This is a genomic window from Cupriavidus sp. SW-Y-13 (assembly GCF_009793345.1).
Classification (GTDB): domain Bacteria; phylum Pseudomonadota; class Gammaproteobacteria; order Burkholderiales; family Burkholderiaceae; genus Cupriavidus.
In genome coordinates, this window is sequence record NZ_WHLX01000003.1 from 442,999 (window position 1) to 458,454 (window position 15,456).

General features: G+C 54.0%; 10 protein-coding genes and 4 pseudogenes. 10 read left to right on the forward strand and 4 right to left on the reverse strand.

Translation table 11 applies throughout. The features are described 5' to 3' along the window. Window positions 1-361: 361 nt before the first annotated feature. A pseudogene (locus GA566_RS33640) lies at window positions 362-480 on the reverse strand (sigma factor-like helix-turn-helix DNA-binding protein); the annotation flags it as partial. A gap of 6 nt (window positions 481-486) precedes the next feature. Between GA566_RS33640 and GA566_RS29535 the strand changes: the two are divergent. From GA566_RS29535 to GA566_RS29555, 5 genes and pseudogenes are all read left to right on the forward strand, one after another. After that, window positions 487-895: pseudogene (locus tag GA566_RS29535) on the forward strand (enoyl-CoA hydratase-related protein); the annotation flags it as partial. A 138-nt stretch (window positions 896-1,033) separates the two neighbouring features. After that, window positions 1,034-1,489: an antitoxin Xre/MbcA/ParS toxin-binding domain-containing protein gene (locus GA566_RS29540; protein ID WP_160475100.1), complete on the forward strand. Its 456-nt coding sequence runs from the start codon at window positions 1,034-1,036 to the stop codon at window positions 1,487-1,489. Continuing rightward, a complete protein-coding gene (locus GA566_RS29545) occupies window positions 1,486-1,956 on the forward strand; it encodes an RES family NAD+ phosphorylase (protein ID WP_160475137.1) in 471 nt (156 codons plus the stop codon). Before GA566_RS29540 ends, GA566_RS29545 begins: the two co-directional genes overlap by 4 nt. A 536-nt stretch (window positions 1,957-2,492) precedes the next feature. Beyond that, window positions 2,493-3,113, forward strand: coding sequence for a tripartite tricarboxylate transporter substrate-binding protein (locus tag GA566_RS33780; protein WP_370459389.1), 621 nt, complete (start codon window positions 2,493-2,495; stop codon window positions 3,111-3,113). Further along, window positions 3,025-3,530 (forward strand): annotated as a pseudogene (locus GA566_RS29555) (transposase); the annotation flags it as partial. The gene GA566_RS33780 and the pseudogene GA566_RS29555, both read left to right, overlap by 89 nt. Before the next feature lie 102 nt (window positions 3,531-3,632). Here GA566_RS29555 and GA566_RS29560 read toward each other — a convergent pair. Both GA566_RS29560 and GA566_RS29565 read right to left on the reverse strand, forming a co-directional pair. Next, window positions 3,633-4,643 carry an oxidoreductase gene (locus tag GA566_RS29560; protein ID WP_160475102.1) on the reverse strand — a complete coding sequence of 337 codons (1,011 nt, stop codon included), beginning with the start codon at window positions 4,641-4,643 and terminating at the stop codon, window positions 3,633-3,635. A 243-nt stretch (window positions 4,644-4,886) separates the two neighbouring features. Further along, window positions 4,887-5,825, reverse strand: coding sequence for an alpha/beta hydrolase (locus GA566_RS29565; RefSeq protein ID WP_160475103.1), 939 nt, complete (start codon window positions 5,823-5,825; stop codon window positions 4,887-4,889). 145 nt (window positions 5,826-5,970) lie between these two features. On the opposite strand from GA566_RS29565, the gene GA566_RS29570 reads away from it, so the two are divergent. The 4 genes from GA566_RS29570 to GA566_RS29585 all read left to right on the forward strand — a co-directional run bounded on the left by GA566_RS29570 (window position 5,971) and on the right by GA566_RS29585 (window position 12,649). Then, the gene (locus tag GA566_RS29570) at window positions 5,971-6,852 is read left to right on the forward strand and encodes an AraC family transcriptional regulator (RefSeq protein WP_160475104.1); all 882 of its coding nucleotides are present in this window, start codon (window positions 5,971-5,973) and stop codon (window positions 6,850-6,852) included. 1,412 nt (window positions 6,853-8,264) lie between these two features. Continuing rightward, on the forward strand, window positions 8,265-10,286 hold the full coding sequence (locus tag GA566_RS29575) for a hypothetical protein (protein WP_124684261.1): 2,022 nt from the start codon (window positions 8,265-8,267) through the stop codon (window positions 10,284-10,286). A gap of 24 nt (window positions 10,287-10,310) precedes the next feature. Further along, complete coding sequence (locus GA566_RS29580) at window positions 10,311-11,318, forward strand: ATP-binding protein (RefSeq protein ID WP_124684262.1); 1,008 nt, start codon at window positions 10,311-10,313, stop codon at window positions 11,316-11,318. A 578-nt stretch (window positions 11,319-11,896) separates the two neighbouring features. Next, window positions 11,897-12,649, forward strand: a complete 753-nt coding sequence (locus GA566_RS29585) for a hypothetical protein (protein WP_137924358.1) — start codon at window positions 11,897-11,899, stop codon at window positions 12,647-12,649. A gap of 907 nt (window positions 12,650-13,556) precedes the next feature. Here GA566_RS29585 and GA566_RS29590 read toward each other — a convergent pair. Beyond that, window positions 13,557-15,290, reverse strand: coding sequence for an SAVED domain-containing protein (locus tag GA566_RS29590; protein WP_224039289.1), 1,734 nt, complete (start codon window positions 15,288-15,290; stop codon window positions 13,557-13,559). Here GA566_RS29590 and GA566_RS29595 point away from each other — a divergent pair. After that, a pseudogene (locus GA566_RS29595) lies at window positions 15,238-15,456 on the forward strand (transposase domain-containing protein); the annotation flags it as partial. The gene GA566_RS29590 and the pseudogene GA566_RS29595 sit on opposite strands and share 53 nt — an antisense overlap.

Consider the following 15,456-nt stretch of genomic DNA (forward strand, 5'->3'; position numbering starts at 1 on the left):
TGGAGTTGTGAGCAGATTGGGATAGCGCAGGTCCATTCGTCTACCGCGGTTACACGCAGTAACGACTCGCGTCATGCAGTCCTACGGCCTGGCCATGGATAAAGAGGGCACGTCGAGTGGCCAACACCCCTATCCATCCGATCAAAGATCGTTCCCGTACGGTGGGCACCGTGAGCCTCCGCTGCTCGCGAGTAAGACAACCGGCCGGCGAGAACACCGGTCGGTAGCCCTCTTGCTATGCGGAACTCGCCAAGTCCTTTGCGCCCTCCTTGGCAGCTCCGCTACAGGAATGCCTCGTCCCGAATTGCCTCTCCAAAATGACATGCCAATTGAGATCCCAGCATCCATCTTCGGACGTCGTTCAACGCTCGAGGAACAGCCTCAACTTGCAGCACGGACTGGATGCTTCAGCCTGCGCATCGCCTTGGCTTCAATCTGTCGGATACGTTCACGGGTCACGTCGAATTGCTTGCCGACCTCGTGGTTCTGTCGCGTGTCGTCGGGATATCCACCGCGCTTGAGTGGTGCTTTACCGGTCGGGTGTTCGGTGCACAGGAAGCGTTGGAAAGGGGGCTTGTCCGTTCGATTCATCGTCCCGAAGACTTGCTTCCGGCTGCCTACCTATCCACTATCGCCCGGGAAATTGCGGGCAACGCCTCACCGGTCTCTGTAGCGTTGGCGCGCCGAATAATTTGGCGCATGGCGGGGGCTGCCCATCCCATGGAAGCGCACAAGCTAGACAGCCGGGCAATCCAGTCACGTGGCCCGTCTGAGGACGCCAAGGAAGGCATAGCGAGTTTTCTCGAGAAGCGACCGGCAAACTCTTTGGACAGTGTCTCCGTCGATTTGCCCGATTTTTTCAACGAGCGAACCGGACTTCGAGCAACGAGGGTGAGCGGCGGAGGCGAGGGCGTTTTCCGCAACGCTCCGCTTCGGAAACTCCCGACTTGCTTTGTCGAAAGCTCTCGCAGCGGAGTGACGTTGTTGCCGTGGCAATTTGCCGCTATCATCAAGGCAGATTGCCGGAGCAAACATGCATACGATCTCTTTTAGCCCTAGCGGCGCGCACGCTCCCCACGAACGCTACCTGGAGAGGTTAAGTGTCTTTTTGAGCACTACTATCCGTACCGGCGCCGATCTTGCGACGCTCGCCCATGATCGGCTCCCCGTTGACACGCTTGAGCGGCTGCTCGAAGCCGGGCTGTCGTGGGACGAAATCACCTTCATCATTCCGCGTCGCACACTCAGTCATCGCCGTGAAAAGGGGCAGTCGCTGACCGTCGATGAGTCGGACAAGGCCATTCGACTAGCCCGCATTCTTGCACAGGCCGCGAGCACATTCGGCGATATGGAGCGCGGGCTGCGCTGGCTGCGTTCCAAGCAGCAGCGCCTTGGCAACATTGAGCCGCTGGCGCTGGCAGGAACGGAGCAAGGCGCCCATCTCGTTGAGGATCAATTGGTGCAGATCGACGAGGGGTACTTTGCCTGATGATTCTTTGGCGAATTAGTAACTACGCCGATCTCAAGGGTGTGGGTGGATTGCGGGCGGGTGGAAGATGGCATTTCCCGGGCCAGCCTGTGGTGTACCTCGCGGAGCATCCCGCGTTGGCACTCCTGGAGGTACTGGTACACCACGAAGTGTCGAGGCTCGAGGATCTCCCGACCAACTATCAACTTCTGAAAGTCGAGATTGACGACGCCGTCGCATTGGCCAACATGCCTGACTTGCCGCAGGACTGGAAGGAGAACGTGAGCTGGTCGAAACGCGCCGGCACGGAATGGCTATCGATCAAGTCCAGCCTGCTATTGAAGGTGCCGAGTGTTCTCGTGCCCTACGCTGCGAACTATCTTTTCAATCCAGCACATCCCGACGTGGTGAAGGGCCGGATCATTGAAGCGAAGCGCGTTGAGCATGACCCGCGCATTTTTTCGTTGCTGTCGGAGCCGCGGTCTTGACCGCGCAGTTGGGACCCGGGCAACGCCATCCTGCATTCAGTGCCTTATCCTGATAGCTTGCTACAGCTGACAAGAGGAGGAAAGCAGTCGCTGCGATGAACGTGACGCGCTTATGACTCGACTTCATGAGATTCTTCCGATTCAGAGGTGCAGAGTTGAGACGGCGTCCGACATCATGTGTTTGATCTTTCCGGCGATGGGCGAACAGCGGCAGGCTTGCCCTGTGAAGAGGCAATAGTGGCAGCTGAGAATTCGTCGTCGTGAATGTTGAAATCGGAGCAAAAGTATTGAGCATGAAGCCTTGGTACGGCCACCGTCTCGCACCTTCCCAGTTCAGGCGGAATTGGCTGCTTGTTAACCGGCTCTACCTTGAGGCCGTCTAGTTGTTTGCATTCGTTCGTTGTGTCGCGCTGTTTTGTCTCGCACTGGCCTGCGCCAGCGTCCGCGCAGACTATCCAGACCGTCCCATTTCGATTGTCATCCCCTATCCGCCTGGTGGAACGGCTGATGTCTTGGCTCGGCCGCTCGCTGCCAGTATGCAGAGGGCTCTTGGTGTGCCCGTGGTGTTGCTCTACAAACCTGGAGCAAGTGGAACCATTGCGACGCAGTATGTCGCCAGAGCTGCGCCGGACAGATACACGCTGCTCATGGCTGCCGCCGCGCATGCGATCAATCCGAGTCTTTATGCGAGTCTCCCTTACGACTCCGTTTGCGACTTCTCGGCGGTCTCGTTGGTCGCCAAGGTTCCTCTCGTCATGTATGGGAACCAGAGCAAAGGTCTTTGCTCGGTTCAGACTGTGGTCCGCTATGCAAAGGAACACCCGGGCAGACTCGCGATAGCATCCGCCGGACACGGGAATACTAGCCACTTGGCGTTGGCGCAGTTCACCCAAGGTGCCGGCCTTGATGTCATCCATGTGCCCTACAAAGGCGGCAGCGACTCGGTTCAAGGGGTGATAGCTGGCGACACCGATGCCGTGTTCGCCGGGGCTGACAGCTTGAAGTACGTAGGAATTGGGCGACTGTGCGCGATCGCGGTCGCTGGGCCCGCAAGGCTGATGATGGCGCCTCAGGTGCCAGCACAAGAGCGAATTGGCGGGCCAGGCGCTGCGCTACGTTGCGAGCTTGTACGAGATCGAAGGCGAGCTGCGCGATAGCGAAACGAAGCAACGCCTCGATGCCCGAAAGCAACGGGCCGGACCTATCCTGGTCCAACTGCGCGCGTGGCTTGACGAACAACGACGCCGCGTCCCGGAAGGCTCGGCGATGGCGCGAGCCATCGATTACAGCCTCAAGAGGTGGACTGCGCTCGTCCGTTACCTCGACGACCCCGCGGTACCCGTTGACAACAACCACGTCGAGCGGCAGATCCGTCCAGTCGCGCTTGGGCGCTCCAACTGGTTGTTCGCGGGCTCACTGCGCGCCGGTCAACGCGCGGCCGCCGTCATGAGCCTGATCCAATCGGCCAAGCTCAACGGGCACGATCCGTATGCCTATCTAAAGACGTACTCACGTGACTGCCGACCCACAAAGCGGCCGACATCGCCGAACTGCTTCCGCATCGGTGGGCGCCCGGCCTACCTAACTGGCAAGATCACTTCGCCGGATGCTTACGGATGGGTTGTCCGATGAGTTGTCGGATGGGAGTGCTCGAGCGGAAACCTGTGCATCCTTCCTTAGCTGGCAGCCTTGGACTGTTCGGGGATGGAGCTGCCCGATTGTGCGGTTGCAGTTGTGAGCGCCTCGCTAAGTGCCCAAAGCCGCTTTGCGAGCATTGGATCCGCCGCCCACGGAAGCACTCCGTCTAGCTTCTTGTGGTCTGCGTCAACCGCTTGGGCAATGTCGCAGTCCTCGCAATAGACTCCACCACTATCCGTCAAACATGGACTAGTGGCACACCACACGGTAGTCGCGGCGCCTTGACCAATGGTCTTATACATATGGACTTGTCCCGCAGGAATCTCGCCGTTCTCGTCCCTCAGCCCCAACGATTGAAGGTCTTCGACGCTGATATGTCGTTGCAGGTCAGTTTCGATACGACCAGGGTGCACAGAGAGTGCTCGGATTCCCTCGGATTCGCCTCGGCGGTCAAGTTCTATTGCAAACAGCGCGTTCGCCGTTTTGGACTGTGCGTAAGCAATCCATCGATCGTAGGCACGCTCAATAAAATTCGGGTCGTCGAAATCAAACGCGGCACGCCTATGTGCACCTGATGAAAGGCAGATCACGCGTGCACCCTGCGCCCTCTGGAGCGCAGCCCAGAGGCCATTAACCAGTTGGAAGTGACCCAGATGGTTGATAGAGAACTGTGACTCGTTACCCCGAGCATCGCGACTCAGCGGCGTGGCCATTACCCCGGCATTGTTGATGAGCAGCTCTAGAGGAAGACCGTCTTGCTGAAAGACATCGACGAAAGCGTCAATCGAGTTCGCATCCTCCAAATCCAATTGTTCCAGTCGAGCTCGAGGAATATGTTGAACTGCACGACGTGCCTTCTCAATATTGCGCGCCGGAACGATAACTGTGGCTCCCGCTTCTGCAAGCACACGTGTGGTTTCCAGGCCGATACCCGAGTATCCCCCGGTCACGATAGCTGTTTTCCCCGTCAGATCAATACCTTGTATGACGTCAGAAGCGGTCGAGTGGAAGCTGAAACCGGAATCGATTGGACGCTGGAGAGTTGTCATGAATAGAATCCTGGTTGTTGCTCATGGCGAACAAACTCGCCACAGTGGCGATCCTTGAAGCCACAAACTATCGATGGATATTGATAGCATCTACATTCGAATGCCCAATCTCGAAAAGGTTCGAGGGATGACGTTTTGACGTGCAGATATCGCCAGAGAACGTGGCGGAAAATGCCAAGGCGTCACGCGATCTCGCCGAGGGGGAACTGGTCACGCAAGTGTTGGCGTCGAACGATGCTCAAGCTAGCCACGTCGATCCGCCGTGGCAGGTGCATCTAGCTTTTCCTGGAAGAAGTTGGCGAGTTTCGATACAGCATCATCAACGTATTGCTCTTTGTCGTACAGATCGACATGAGTTGCTCCTTTAACCCAAACCAGTTCCTTTGGTTCATGTGCGTTGGCGAATGCCTCCGTAGACATCCATGAGGTAACGGCCTCGGTGCCAACAATCATCATCAGCGGACGCGGTGCAATCATGCTGATGAATCGGAACGCGTCAAAAGAGGCGATACGATCGACGCTGCTCCAGGTAAAGAATTTGGCTGAACGCGGATGCTGCCCACGCGGAGAACAGTAGTACTCCCAGCCCTCGAATAGATGCTTGCCCCCTGCGCGTGCGTCCTCCTCGGTCGGAAAAAGCGGAAATACGCCAACACCCTCACCGCGGCCTTCCGCAGTACGAGCCGCTGCTGCCGCATCGAGCATCCCCAGAAGCAGGTCGGGACTTTGCTTGCCGTCGGCGCCGACACGAAACTGCAAGTTGATGTCGGCAGCACTAATTGTCGCCACGGCCTTGATACGGTGGTCGGTGGCAGCAGCGGGAATCACGTAGCCACCGGACGCACAGATGCCTAACGCACCGATGCGATTCGGATCAACGTCGTCTCGTGTGGCAAGAAATGAAACAGCAGCCTTGATATCTTCAACACGATGCGCGGGATCTTCCAACCCGCGTGGCTCACCTTCGCTTTCTCCTTGGAAGGCCGCATCGAACGCGAGCGTGATGAATCCCTGCTGAGCCAAGCGCTTCGCATACAAACCTGCGGTTTGCTCCTTTACACCAGTCCCTGGATGCCCGATGACAATCGCTGGAAGGTGCGACACATCCGCTTTGGCTGTGGGGTGGTACAGATGGCCAGCAAGCTTCACACCTGCGCTTTCGAAGGTAACGGTTGTTCTCATATTCGATCCAATGGGTGTTAAGGACGGGACAGCAATGCTGCCTCTTGACTCCATTGAACGTCCGATTCACCTACAGCCAGTAGATGAAAACTGTCGGATTAGTGCACAATCCTACCAACATTGGATGTATTGAGCGTTTTGACAGATGGATACCACCCTGTTGTCGGAGTTACGAGCGCTGATTGCCCGCCACGCCGAGCCACTGGTGGCGCGCCAGCTCATCACTGGATTGTTGGTTGCCGCTGCGGATCGGCCAAGTCCGCTTTTTGCTTACGTGGTTGAACCTGTTTTTTCACTCGTCGCACAAGGTGCCAAGCGTATCCTGCTGCGCGAGAAAGTATTCGACTACGCGGCCGGCGAATACCTCATTTCCTCCGTTGACCTGCCCGTCAGTGGCCACATTACGCAGGCCAGCGTGGATGCGCCATTTCTCGGGCTCAGCCTGATGCTCAAACCGGAACTCATTGCTTCGCTTCTGCTTGAAACCGGCACGCCGCGGCAGGGCGAGGCTGAAGTGGCCAGTGTCGCTGTGAGTAACCTGACAGAGGATTTGCTCGACCCTATCGTAAGGCTGCTTCGGCTTTTGGATCGACCGGACGATGTCCGCGTGCTGGCGCCGGCCATCGAACGAGAGATCTATTGGCGGCTGCTAAACAGCGAACAGGGAACGTTGATTCGCCAGCTCGGTTTGGCTGACAGTCGCATGGCACAGATTGGCCGAGCTATCCGTTGGATTCGAGAACATTACGCCGAAGCGTTTCGGGTTGAGCAACTGGCGGCGTTCGTTGGGATGAGCGTGACCTCTTTCCATCGCCATTTCCTACGGGTCACTTCGTTCAGTCCGCTGCAATTCCAGAAACGGATACGCTTGCAGGAGGCGCGCTCGCGACTTCAATCCTCATCGCAGGATGTCGCAACCATTGGCTTTGCGGTGGGATACGGCAGCCAATCACAATTCAATCGTGAATACCGGCGAATGTTCGGCGTTTCGCCGGGACGAGATGGTCGCGGCGAGCGTCAAGCATAAGTGCTGGAGCAGCGCGTACCGTTCCGTGCTGATAAATTGCTTCAATCTGAGCTGAGCACCAGCGTTGTCACGCAGACTCGGCCATAAGCGGGCTGCGCGCGGGTCCGGCTGCTTCGATACTTGAACGAGACAGACAGAAGAGTTTCCGCGACTAGGCTACGGTGCTGACCGTCACTTGGCCTCCCGCCTCTGATACCGGCTGCCGCCTGTTTGCGCCAAGAGAACGTGACCTAGCAATCGATGCTGTAGTCAGACGACGAGAAAAGTGATGGGGTAAAATCTGATAAGAATTATCTACTTACGTAGACTTTGTCGCTGCATTCAACACATATTTTCGTCTTTTTTGGGGATGAAATATTCTATCGGTTCTACGCCGAAGATGTAATTGTGTGTCTTTTTCGGGAGCGACCGCAGCCGTTGTCATGCTGCCTATGTCTCCGCTGGCGTGTGAGCGCCGCCTACCCGCCCCTACCTCCCTTGAGCTTGCAGGCAAACGGCGAAAGCCTTGGTTCTGCGCTCTTGTCTCAGAGCTCCTAGTAATCGCCTGCAGTTCATGGAGTTCATTCCGCTCCACTCCACACATTGTCCCCGCAACCGAAAGTATTTTTTTGGGGAAAGTCCTTGGGTTTAAATGCGAATTTTGCGATTTTCTGATAATAAAAAATATTAAAATTATGCGCACTATGCAACCAGTTTCATAGGGTTACTGATACCGTTATCTACTCACAAAATTTTCTACCATATATTCTCCAAGACTCGCCGTTGTGACTCATCATGTATCACGCCGCAGACCAGCACAGATTGAGCCCGGCTGAATTTGTTAGAAATCCAAATCGCGGCCACGCGTCGGTCTATTTTTTTGATTCCCCAAAAAATGATCGTCGCTTTGGCATTTTCGGCGTGGTTGCATTTTCGCATTTATTGCTAGCCGAAGGAAATCCTGAAATACTGTCGTATCTTCCATCCAGGCCACCAAAAGAAAAATCTGAAAAAAAATACAAACAAACAGTTGATGTTTTATATCAGTCTGGCAAGACGGAGTGTTGGCACTTCAATCACTCTAGGAACGGGGAACCCACGCGACACAAGAATAGGATAACCAAGACCGAAGGCGAAATCCGAATGGCGCAATGGCTGCCCCATAATTGGATGTTGCTATGTTCCTATCGAACACGCGTTAGAGGAGCTATAGACCCGAATCCCAGGGCCCTCCCAGGATTAATTAGCGCCAGAAGTAGCTTCACGCTCCAGGAGGTTCTCGCACTAGAAGATTGTGATCCCGCACACTTACTTGCTAGTGTGGCGCGCTACTTGGCAAACGGGAAACTTAAAACCGAACTTCGTACTAGCGCATTTCACCGACGTTCCCTTCTAGAACGGGTTGAATAATGGGCGGGGGCGCGCGGAGATCGTTGATTCAACAATATCACGGTGAGCTTGTCGACTGGCCCCATCCCGATATCACCGTTCTTGACGATGCGACTCGTCGAACGTTTCTGAATCGAAAGCTTGCCGTTGAGTTATATGCTGCCGATATTCCCTACGGTGAGATTCAAGAACAGACAAAATTCTCGCCAAACGAAGTGAGGCGCTTGCTCCGACGATGCGTGGCATCAGCAGGGGAGGGGTGTATTGTAGGATTTTATGCGTTGCTTCCGAGTTTTCGCATTAAGCCTTACTTCAGAACGAAACCCATTATTGCGAAGCATCCATTGGCCGATCAACGCTCTAGTGGTTACGCTGGCGCGCTGGCGCAGTTATTCGAAAAGTTTCCTGATGTCAAGAAAGATTTAATACAAAAATTCTTTCTGCAGCCGGATAAACAAAAGAAGTCAAAAAATAGCCGTTCGCCGCAGTTAGGGCCGCAGCCTTATATTGAAATACATGGCGAGTTTCTTTCTGAATTACGGACAAAAGGGGTTGGAGAGAATGAATGGCCCTTCCTGACGGAAGACAAGGGTAGACGATCCCTTTTGCGCTTCCTTCATTCTTTGAAGAATGAAAGATCAGAGCGTGCGGTAAAAGCCAGAATGGGTGCTGAGGCGACTAACAATCTAGGACATGGTATGGGTCCTAATGCTCTCATATCGCCACTTCTCCCGTTTGCAGTCGTAGAGCTTGATTACACAGTTATTGATATTCCCACTCATGTTAGGGTGATTGATCCCAACGGTACAGGGCATTTGATACCTATATCTCGTTGGTATCTAGGGTTGCTGGTCGAGGTAAAAACAAGCGCAATTTTGGGCGCACATATCTCTCTGGAAGTTAACCCGAGCGCCGATTGTGCGTTGCAGACGATGTTGAGCAGTGTGCCTGTCGTGTTAGACGCACGGAATTCTGGTGACGTTCGCATTGAGGTACGTAGCACCAATATGGATTTTGTTGCACGCGGCCCCACCTTGATATGCTCGTTGATACCGCAGTTGGCAGGGCAAGCATTCAGTTTGCTTAGGGTGGATAACGGTTGGTGCAATATTGCAAATGATTTTGTAAATAACGTTATTGATGTATTTGGTTGTGCCATTGAGTTCGGCCCCCCACGTGCCTGGTGGGGAAGGTCGTTAGTCGAAAGGATCATTGGGGTTTCAAAAGAACGCGGAGAGCATCGCCTGAAGGCCACATACGCGTCGGGCCCCGACGATGTTCGCCGGCCCCCCGATGTCGAACAGCTCGGTTTAAATGACGGAATCGACCTTGATTTTGTGGTCGATATGTTGAATGCCGTTGTCCGTGAACATAATACTATCTCAACCGGTGATCGACTTAATGGTGCAACTGTAATTAATGTTCTGCAAAGATTCGTAGATAAGCATGAGCTTCTATGGGTTCCACAGCCTCTACCAAGATCTATCAATTCAAATGATCGACTCCTTATGCACCGACGAAAGGTGGAGGTTAGGGGAGAATGGGGCGTCCATACGCGTAGGCCGTACATTAATACGGCATACTGCCGATATACAAATCCTCGTATCGCTTCTGATTTTTCTATGATAGGAAGAAAAGTGTTTGTCTACATCAATCGTCTCGATGCGAGAGAGGCATGGGCAAGTGACGCGGAAACTGGCGAGAATTTGGGCAAGCTATACGGTGAGGAAAAATGGGAAAACTGGCGATGTGCATTGCGGGTCAGAGAACTGGTAGGCGCAAAAGCAAAGGGACGGCCCCGAGGCCGGAGCCCCGATATTTATGCTAGATCCGGAAAAGTAGATTATGAGTTTGTAACGAGCGAAAATAGCGGCGAAAATATCGGAAAAAAAACTGCGCTTGCGATAGCGAAAGTAGCTCGGGATAGCTTTACTGGTTCGAAATCAGCATCCCTAAAGCCGGCCGAAGAAGATAACCACAATAATAATGTTGGGAGTGATAACGATCTGCTTCCAAATATAAATCCGCGCGGAATATTCAAGCTGGATTCGGGGAATAAGAAATGATTGCGTGCGATCGTGGAGAAAGAAATGGATGAGGGTCATCTTCGAGCATTAATGCTGCAGCACCCGATTATATCCAAGAAGAGCAGAGCGGAATCACCATTATGGACACTCCCGATATCGAATTTTTATGACAACGCCAGAACTTTATTGTTTCTCAGGCAAAGTTTTTTCATAGAAGAGATCGCTGGCGAGGGAAAAACCATCATGATGAATGTCCTTCGTGAGCGGTTACCAAGAGATCTCAGCGAAATTCACGTACTCTCTTATAGAGGCTTAAATAGGGAAATATTTTCTCATGGTGGATTTGTGAGGGATTTGCTTTATACGGTTAATCATGCTGCTCTTGATGGAAATTCATACGAATTAAGTCGGAGATTGATTAATGACATTGTGGCTTCTGCACTGGAGACTAATTGGAAGCTAATTGTGATGCTGGTTGACGAAGCGCAGGCCCTTCGTCCTATAGATTTCGGTTTTATCAAAGATCTGCATAATGAATTAGAAGAGGTGAGGATTGATTTCGTCGTGATTTGTTGTGGCGAGTCTCCAAAAATTCGTGAATTATTCAGAACCTTATCCAGTGAGCAGCAAATAGGCTGCCTGGATCGGTATTTTAGGCATCGGCTGAGACTCAGCGGATATGGATTGGAAGAGCTGCAAGATCTGCTTGAGGTGATCGACGTGAAAAGATGGCCGACGGATTTTGGACCAACATGGACAGAATTTTGTTTTCCACTCGGATATGCCTCTGGCTTTCGCCTAGCTAATCAAGCCAGTTTATTTTGGCAGGCAATGAAGGAGGTACATCTTATAAGAGACGATAAAATATCAGAACCAAGTCAAAATGGAAAATTGCTTTCGAGGCGTATTTTCGATGCTCTTGGGTTTTTAGCGTTTAAGGGTATGGATAAAGATTGCCCAAACTTCGAGTTTCCAAAGGAAGATTGGCAGAGTGCCGCTAAGTTTGCAGCTAAATCGGCCTGGGATGAAAAACCGGATGCCACGGATAGACCAGACTGCTCTCAAGCTTAGGCATGAAAGACGCTCACTGGTGCGGTGGTGGATTAGATTCGATACCAAATGAGTCTTCATTCGGGTATTTTCATCGGTTGTGTTGGCTGAATGCAGTTGGCATGCAAGCCGCAATGAGGTTACTCGATGCTCCGAATTTTCCCACGCGCACGCAGACTTTTTTCGGCAAGCTGAAACGAATCCGCCATGTCATAGAGCGAGTTAACTTCAATAGTACTAGGTTTCCAGAGGAGCGTTCGCTGGTGGCTGGGGAGGTTTCAAATTTGTTGGGCGCCATTTTTACTAGTCGCCTTAGATTTTGTCCCGTTTGTTTGGAGTCCGGATATCACTCGATCTGGTTTCAGTGTAGCAAGTTAGCGCGATGCCCGATTCACAATGTTGATATACATGATCGTTGCATGAAGTGTAGTAGCCTTCTCTCCGATATAGGTATTTTGGAAAACTTCAGAGAGGCGCTTCATTGTCCGGTATGTCACTGTGCATTATCGGGGGCGCCCCTTAGTCCAGGAGTTTTTGTCGAAAGCTACCTCCACGAACATCGAACCCACGTAAAAATATATCGACAAGCATTCTCTACGTTGAATGAGTGGGTAGAGGATGTCTCCGCTCGCGGTGACAGTTGGATCGCCTACTCCAACGTCGAAATATGGGCCGCGGATGCGGAATGTGCCTTTGCGATTGCATGTGCGCTGGCAAAGCCTCCGGAGATATTGGAACGGCCATCATGCAACGGCGTAGCCCTGTTCTGGCAACGACATTTGGCGGGAAATATGTCATTCGTGCCTTTGTTTACTATTAGACGGCGCGAAGACGAGCTTATACGCGTTGTCTATTGCTGCACTTTGCGGCTTCTGCGTTCTTATGCTGCGGGTATTGCGAGCTCCGGGAGGGTTCCGCTGAAGCAATTTGTCGTCTTCAGGAAGGGCGACGGAATACAAGTCAGCACAGGGGATGCACGAGTACAGGCCTACCTGCTGCTACGCTATTTTGTGGAACAACCTGCCAATAGTGTTATCGCGCTTGATTCAGCAGTAGAACAGGTGTCGCCAAGTAGAGATTTGGGATGGTTTCTCTCCAGGGACGAGAACTCGAGAGCATCGACCCGAGCAGGAATTCTATTGGCGTATGCGACAATGCATCGTGCGATTCGAGAAGCAGCGACCTCCGGATTTGTGAAATGGGATCGTCTGATCGAACTGGTACAAGGTGTCGTCATGGCCCATCAATACTCGGAGACTGTCGAGCGGGGAGTCGTAGTATTCCGGATGCCCGTGGGAATGCCTTTGGCTCCGTTTCGGCCTTTGCCGAATCTTCCCCGCATTTCTGCGTAAGAAATCTGAAATCGGGCATCGCACGGTGGTGGTCGGAGTCATGCGCCAACTCGCCAGCAGCGAAAGCACCTTGAAAGCGGGAAAGCCAGCACGCCCCTTATGATCCCGAGAGGGCGTGGTCGGACCTTCAACGGGCCGATATTTGAGGCTGTGTGGCCGAAGGAAGCACAGTTTAGACGTCCGGCCGTTTCTCATGAACTCGCCGGGCTTTGCGTCAGTGCCGCTGCAGCGTTTCGAGCTTCCTTGGCGGGTATCCGCCATCACTTTGTTTTCGTTGGAGGCAGGCTGGAACGAAAACTAGTTCCGGAGGTAGCGAATGTCACCCGATCGGCAGCGATGTCTTGCCTCGAACTGTTATGGATTCTGTGCGGGCCAGCTTCTCCAGGGCATACCGACCAGTAGGCCGAGTGCCCGATCAACTCTCGGCAACTGACCCAACGTTGGACATTGATCGGCGCTTTCAATGGCTGGAACGCCGCCGCACGCTCCAATACGAGTGATTCTAAGAAAGCTGACGGTACATGCGACGTGAGCCACTCCGCGTACGCGCTGGTTGCGCTAGCGTAATTCGTATTGTGCAGAGCCGGTCCAACCCTGTGCATGGGAGCACGTGCGATACAACTTGTTGCCTCGGATTTCATATTGAGGAACTGCGCTCCAGCTGTCTGCATGCGACACGGTACGGTACACCTTATCGCCACGGATCTCATACTGAGGCAGGCCAGTTCAACCGCTAACATGGGACACCGCCCGGTAGACCTTGTTGTCGCGAATCTCGTATTGCGGGAGGCCAGTCCAGCCATCGACGTGGCTCACCGTTCGGTAGCTTTTTGCCATCACTTTCGCCAGATATGTCCCACACCAAAGCCACATCGGCCCAGTCATTCGGCAATGCCTGACGCGCGTGCTAGGTCGGGAGCGTCAGGGAGGCTTGATAGCCGCCGCCAAACGCGCCCTCGAAGTCATACTCATACAAGGTTGTTCGTCCCATACCCGGCTGACGCTGGCCCAGGAAGAACGTAAAGGCGTTGGGCGCCGCAATAAAAATATGCATTGGAGGTTTCACGTCCTTCCGCTCCATATTGATGCGCTGAACCAAGGCTTCGGCGAGTTCGAAAGCGTGCCTGCCGCTTGCGACCGACTGCGCTCCCGATCCGCACGACGGTTTCGCGACTAATAGCTTGCTGACGCCAGGCAAGGCGGTGGCAATATAGCCGCGCACCGCGTCGGGAATATCGTGGGTGAGCGCAACAGCCACGGCCATCTCTCCTGACTCTGACGTCAAGTCTTCCACTTCAAAGTTCCACGTCGGCCAGTCTGGATTGGTGAAAGTGTCCGTCGCGCTCCAGCTTTGCCGGTCGATCGTACGCTGCTCGATTTCCACGTGCCGTCCAGACTTGATGTTGACGACGGACCCAGCGGCAAACGCCAGCGTCAAGTGGGCGTCTAGCGCCAGGAGTAACGGTTGCGGTTCGCGCGCCGCGTCAATGAGAAAGCGCTTGAGCGCGGGGTACAGGTTGCCGGTCCAATCTTGCTGGTCGCGAATGGCCCGATCGTTGAAATACGGTATCAAGTCCAGGACGGTGCTGCATCGTTCCTCTAGTCGGTCGAACGCGTGCTCGAACGACTTGACACCCACTAGTGTCCTTGGAGAGTTCCTTTTCGCAAACAGATTCTCGCGCTGGCAGGCGTCCCGAAAGGTGTCCCGCGTGAACTCGAGGCGACCCTGGGCGAGCCATTGGAAGACGATGTCGTCATACCGGAAGCTACTCTCGTTCAGCGGTATGCGAAGCAGTCCCCGGTTCTCGAAGTGCATGTCCAACAGTTCGCGGAGGTCATCCAGCGATGTGGAGTCGGTGTCGAGCGAAAGCGTGCGGGCCAGTAGACGCAATTCGGCATCGTCGATGCCCAGATGTTCCCGCCACAGTTTCCGGATCCGGCCTGTCGCCGACGCATCGGTCTTCGTGCCAAACAACTGCTCCAGGCGAATGGCTTTGTGACGCTGATGGATAAGGGGTCGGAGCGGGTCGGTCTGCGCGATCCGCCAGTTGGTTAGCAATTTGAATCGGACCCCGATCCCGTCTTTCGCGTGGGCGTGCTGAGCATTTCGGGCCCGCTGAAGAAAGGAAAAACGATTGGCGTTGATCCACTCGGGATCTATGAGGTCGCTATGTCCGAAGTCGCTTACCGAAACGTGCCACTTGCATTGCGTGTACTCCCGCAGGATTGGTTTTCCTTCTGGGTCATTTGGTGCACGGCTGGGGTCATATTCCACCCATACGTCGTCGAAGCCTTTGGGACCGGATTCGAAACCCACGCGAATGACGGGGCTGTTAGGGTCAAGCAGGCAAACGGCCTTGCGCCAGAAAATCCGGGCCTGGAAGTTGTCGCCGTCCCGACGCACAGGCGCTTTAGTTATCGGCAGTCGATAGCTGACGCGCGGCGGGACATGCATCCGCATCGATGCCGTAGCCCAGCAAATGCAGGGCCGCGGCATGGATCGACGCGTGTTCGTTCGATATAGCTCCCGCGAAGCTTCCATAATTGCGAACTTACGATAATTTCGATTATGGAAGGGCTTCCATAATCGAAAGGCATGGCTCTTCGCAGACACCGTGGCCGGCGCCAAGGCAAGCGCCATGATCTATAGCCTGATGCTGACGTGCCGGGCCTGTGACGTCGAGCCATATGCCTATCTGCTCCACGTGCTCACAGAGTTGCCACAGCGAACGCCAGACGCCGACATCAGCGACCTGTTGCCGTTCAGCTTCGCCCCGCCGAAAGCCGCCCCGCCGCATCCTGCCTGA

Coding starts and splice junctions, on each gene's coding strand:
- GA566_RS29540 (WP_160475100.1), top strand. CDS start 1,034: ATGCATACGATCTCTTTTAGCCCTAGCGGCGCGCACGCTCCCCACGAA.
- GA566_RS33780 (WP_370459389.1), top strand. CDS start 2,493: ATGCAGAGGGCTCTTGGTGTGCCCGTGGTGTTGCTCTACAAACCTGGA.
- GA566_RS29560 (WP_160475102.1), bottom strand. CDS start 4,643: ATGACAACTCTCCAGCGTCCAATCGATTCCGGTTTCAGCTTCCACTCG.
- GA566_RS29565 (WP_160475103.1), bottom strand. CDS start 5,825: ATGAGAACAACCGTTACCTTCGAAAGCGCAGGTGTGAAGCTTGCTGGC.
- GA566_RS29570 (WP_160475104.1), top strand. CDS start 5,971: ATGGATACCACCCTGTTGTCGGAGTTACGAGCGCTGATTGCCCGCCAC.
- GA566_RS29580 (WP_124684262.1), top strand. CDS start 10,311: ATGGATGAGGGTCATCTTCGAGCATTAATGCTGCAGCACCCGATTATA.
- GA566_RS29590 (WP_224039289.1), bottom strand. CDS start 15,290: ATGGCGCTTGCCTTGGCGCCGGCCACGGTGTCTGCGAAGAGCCATGCC.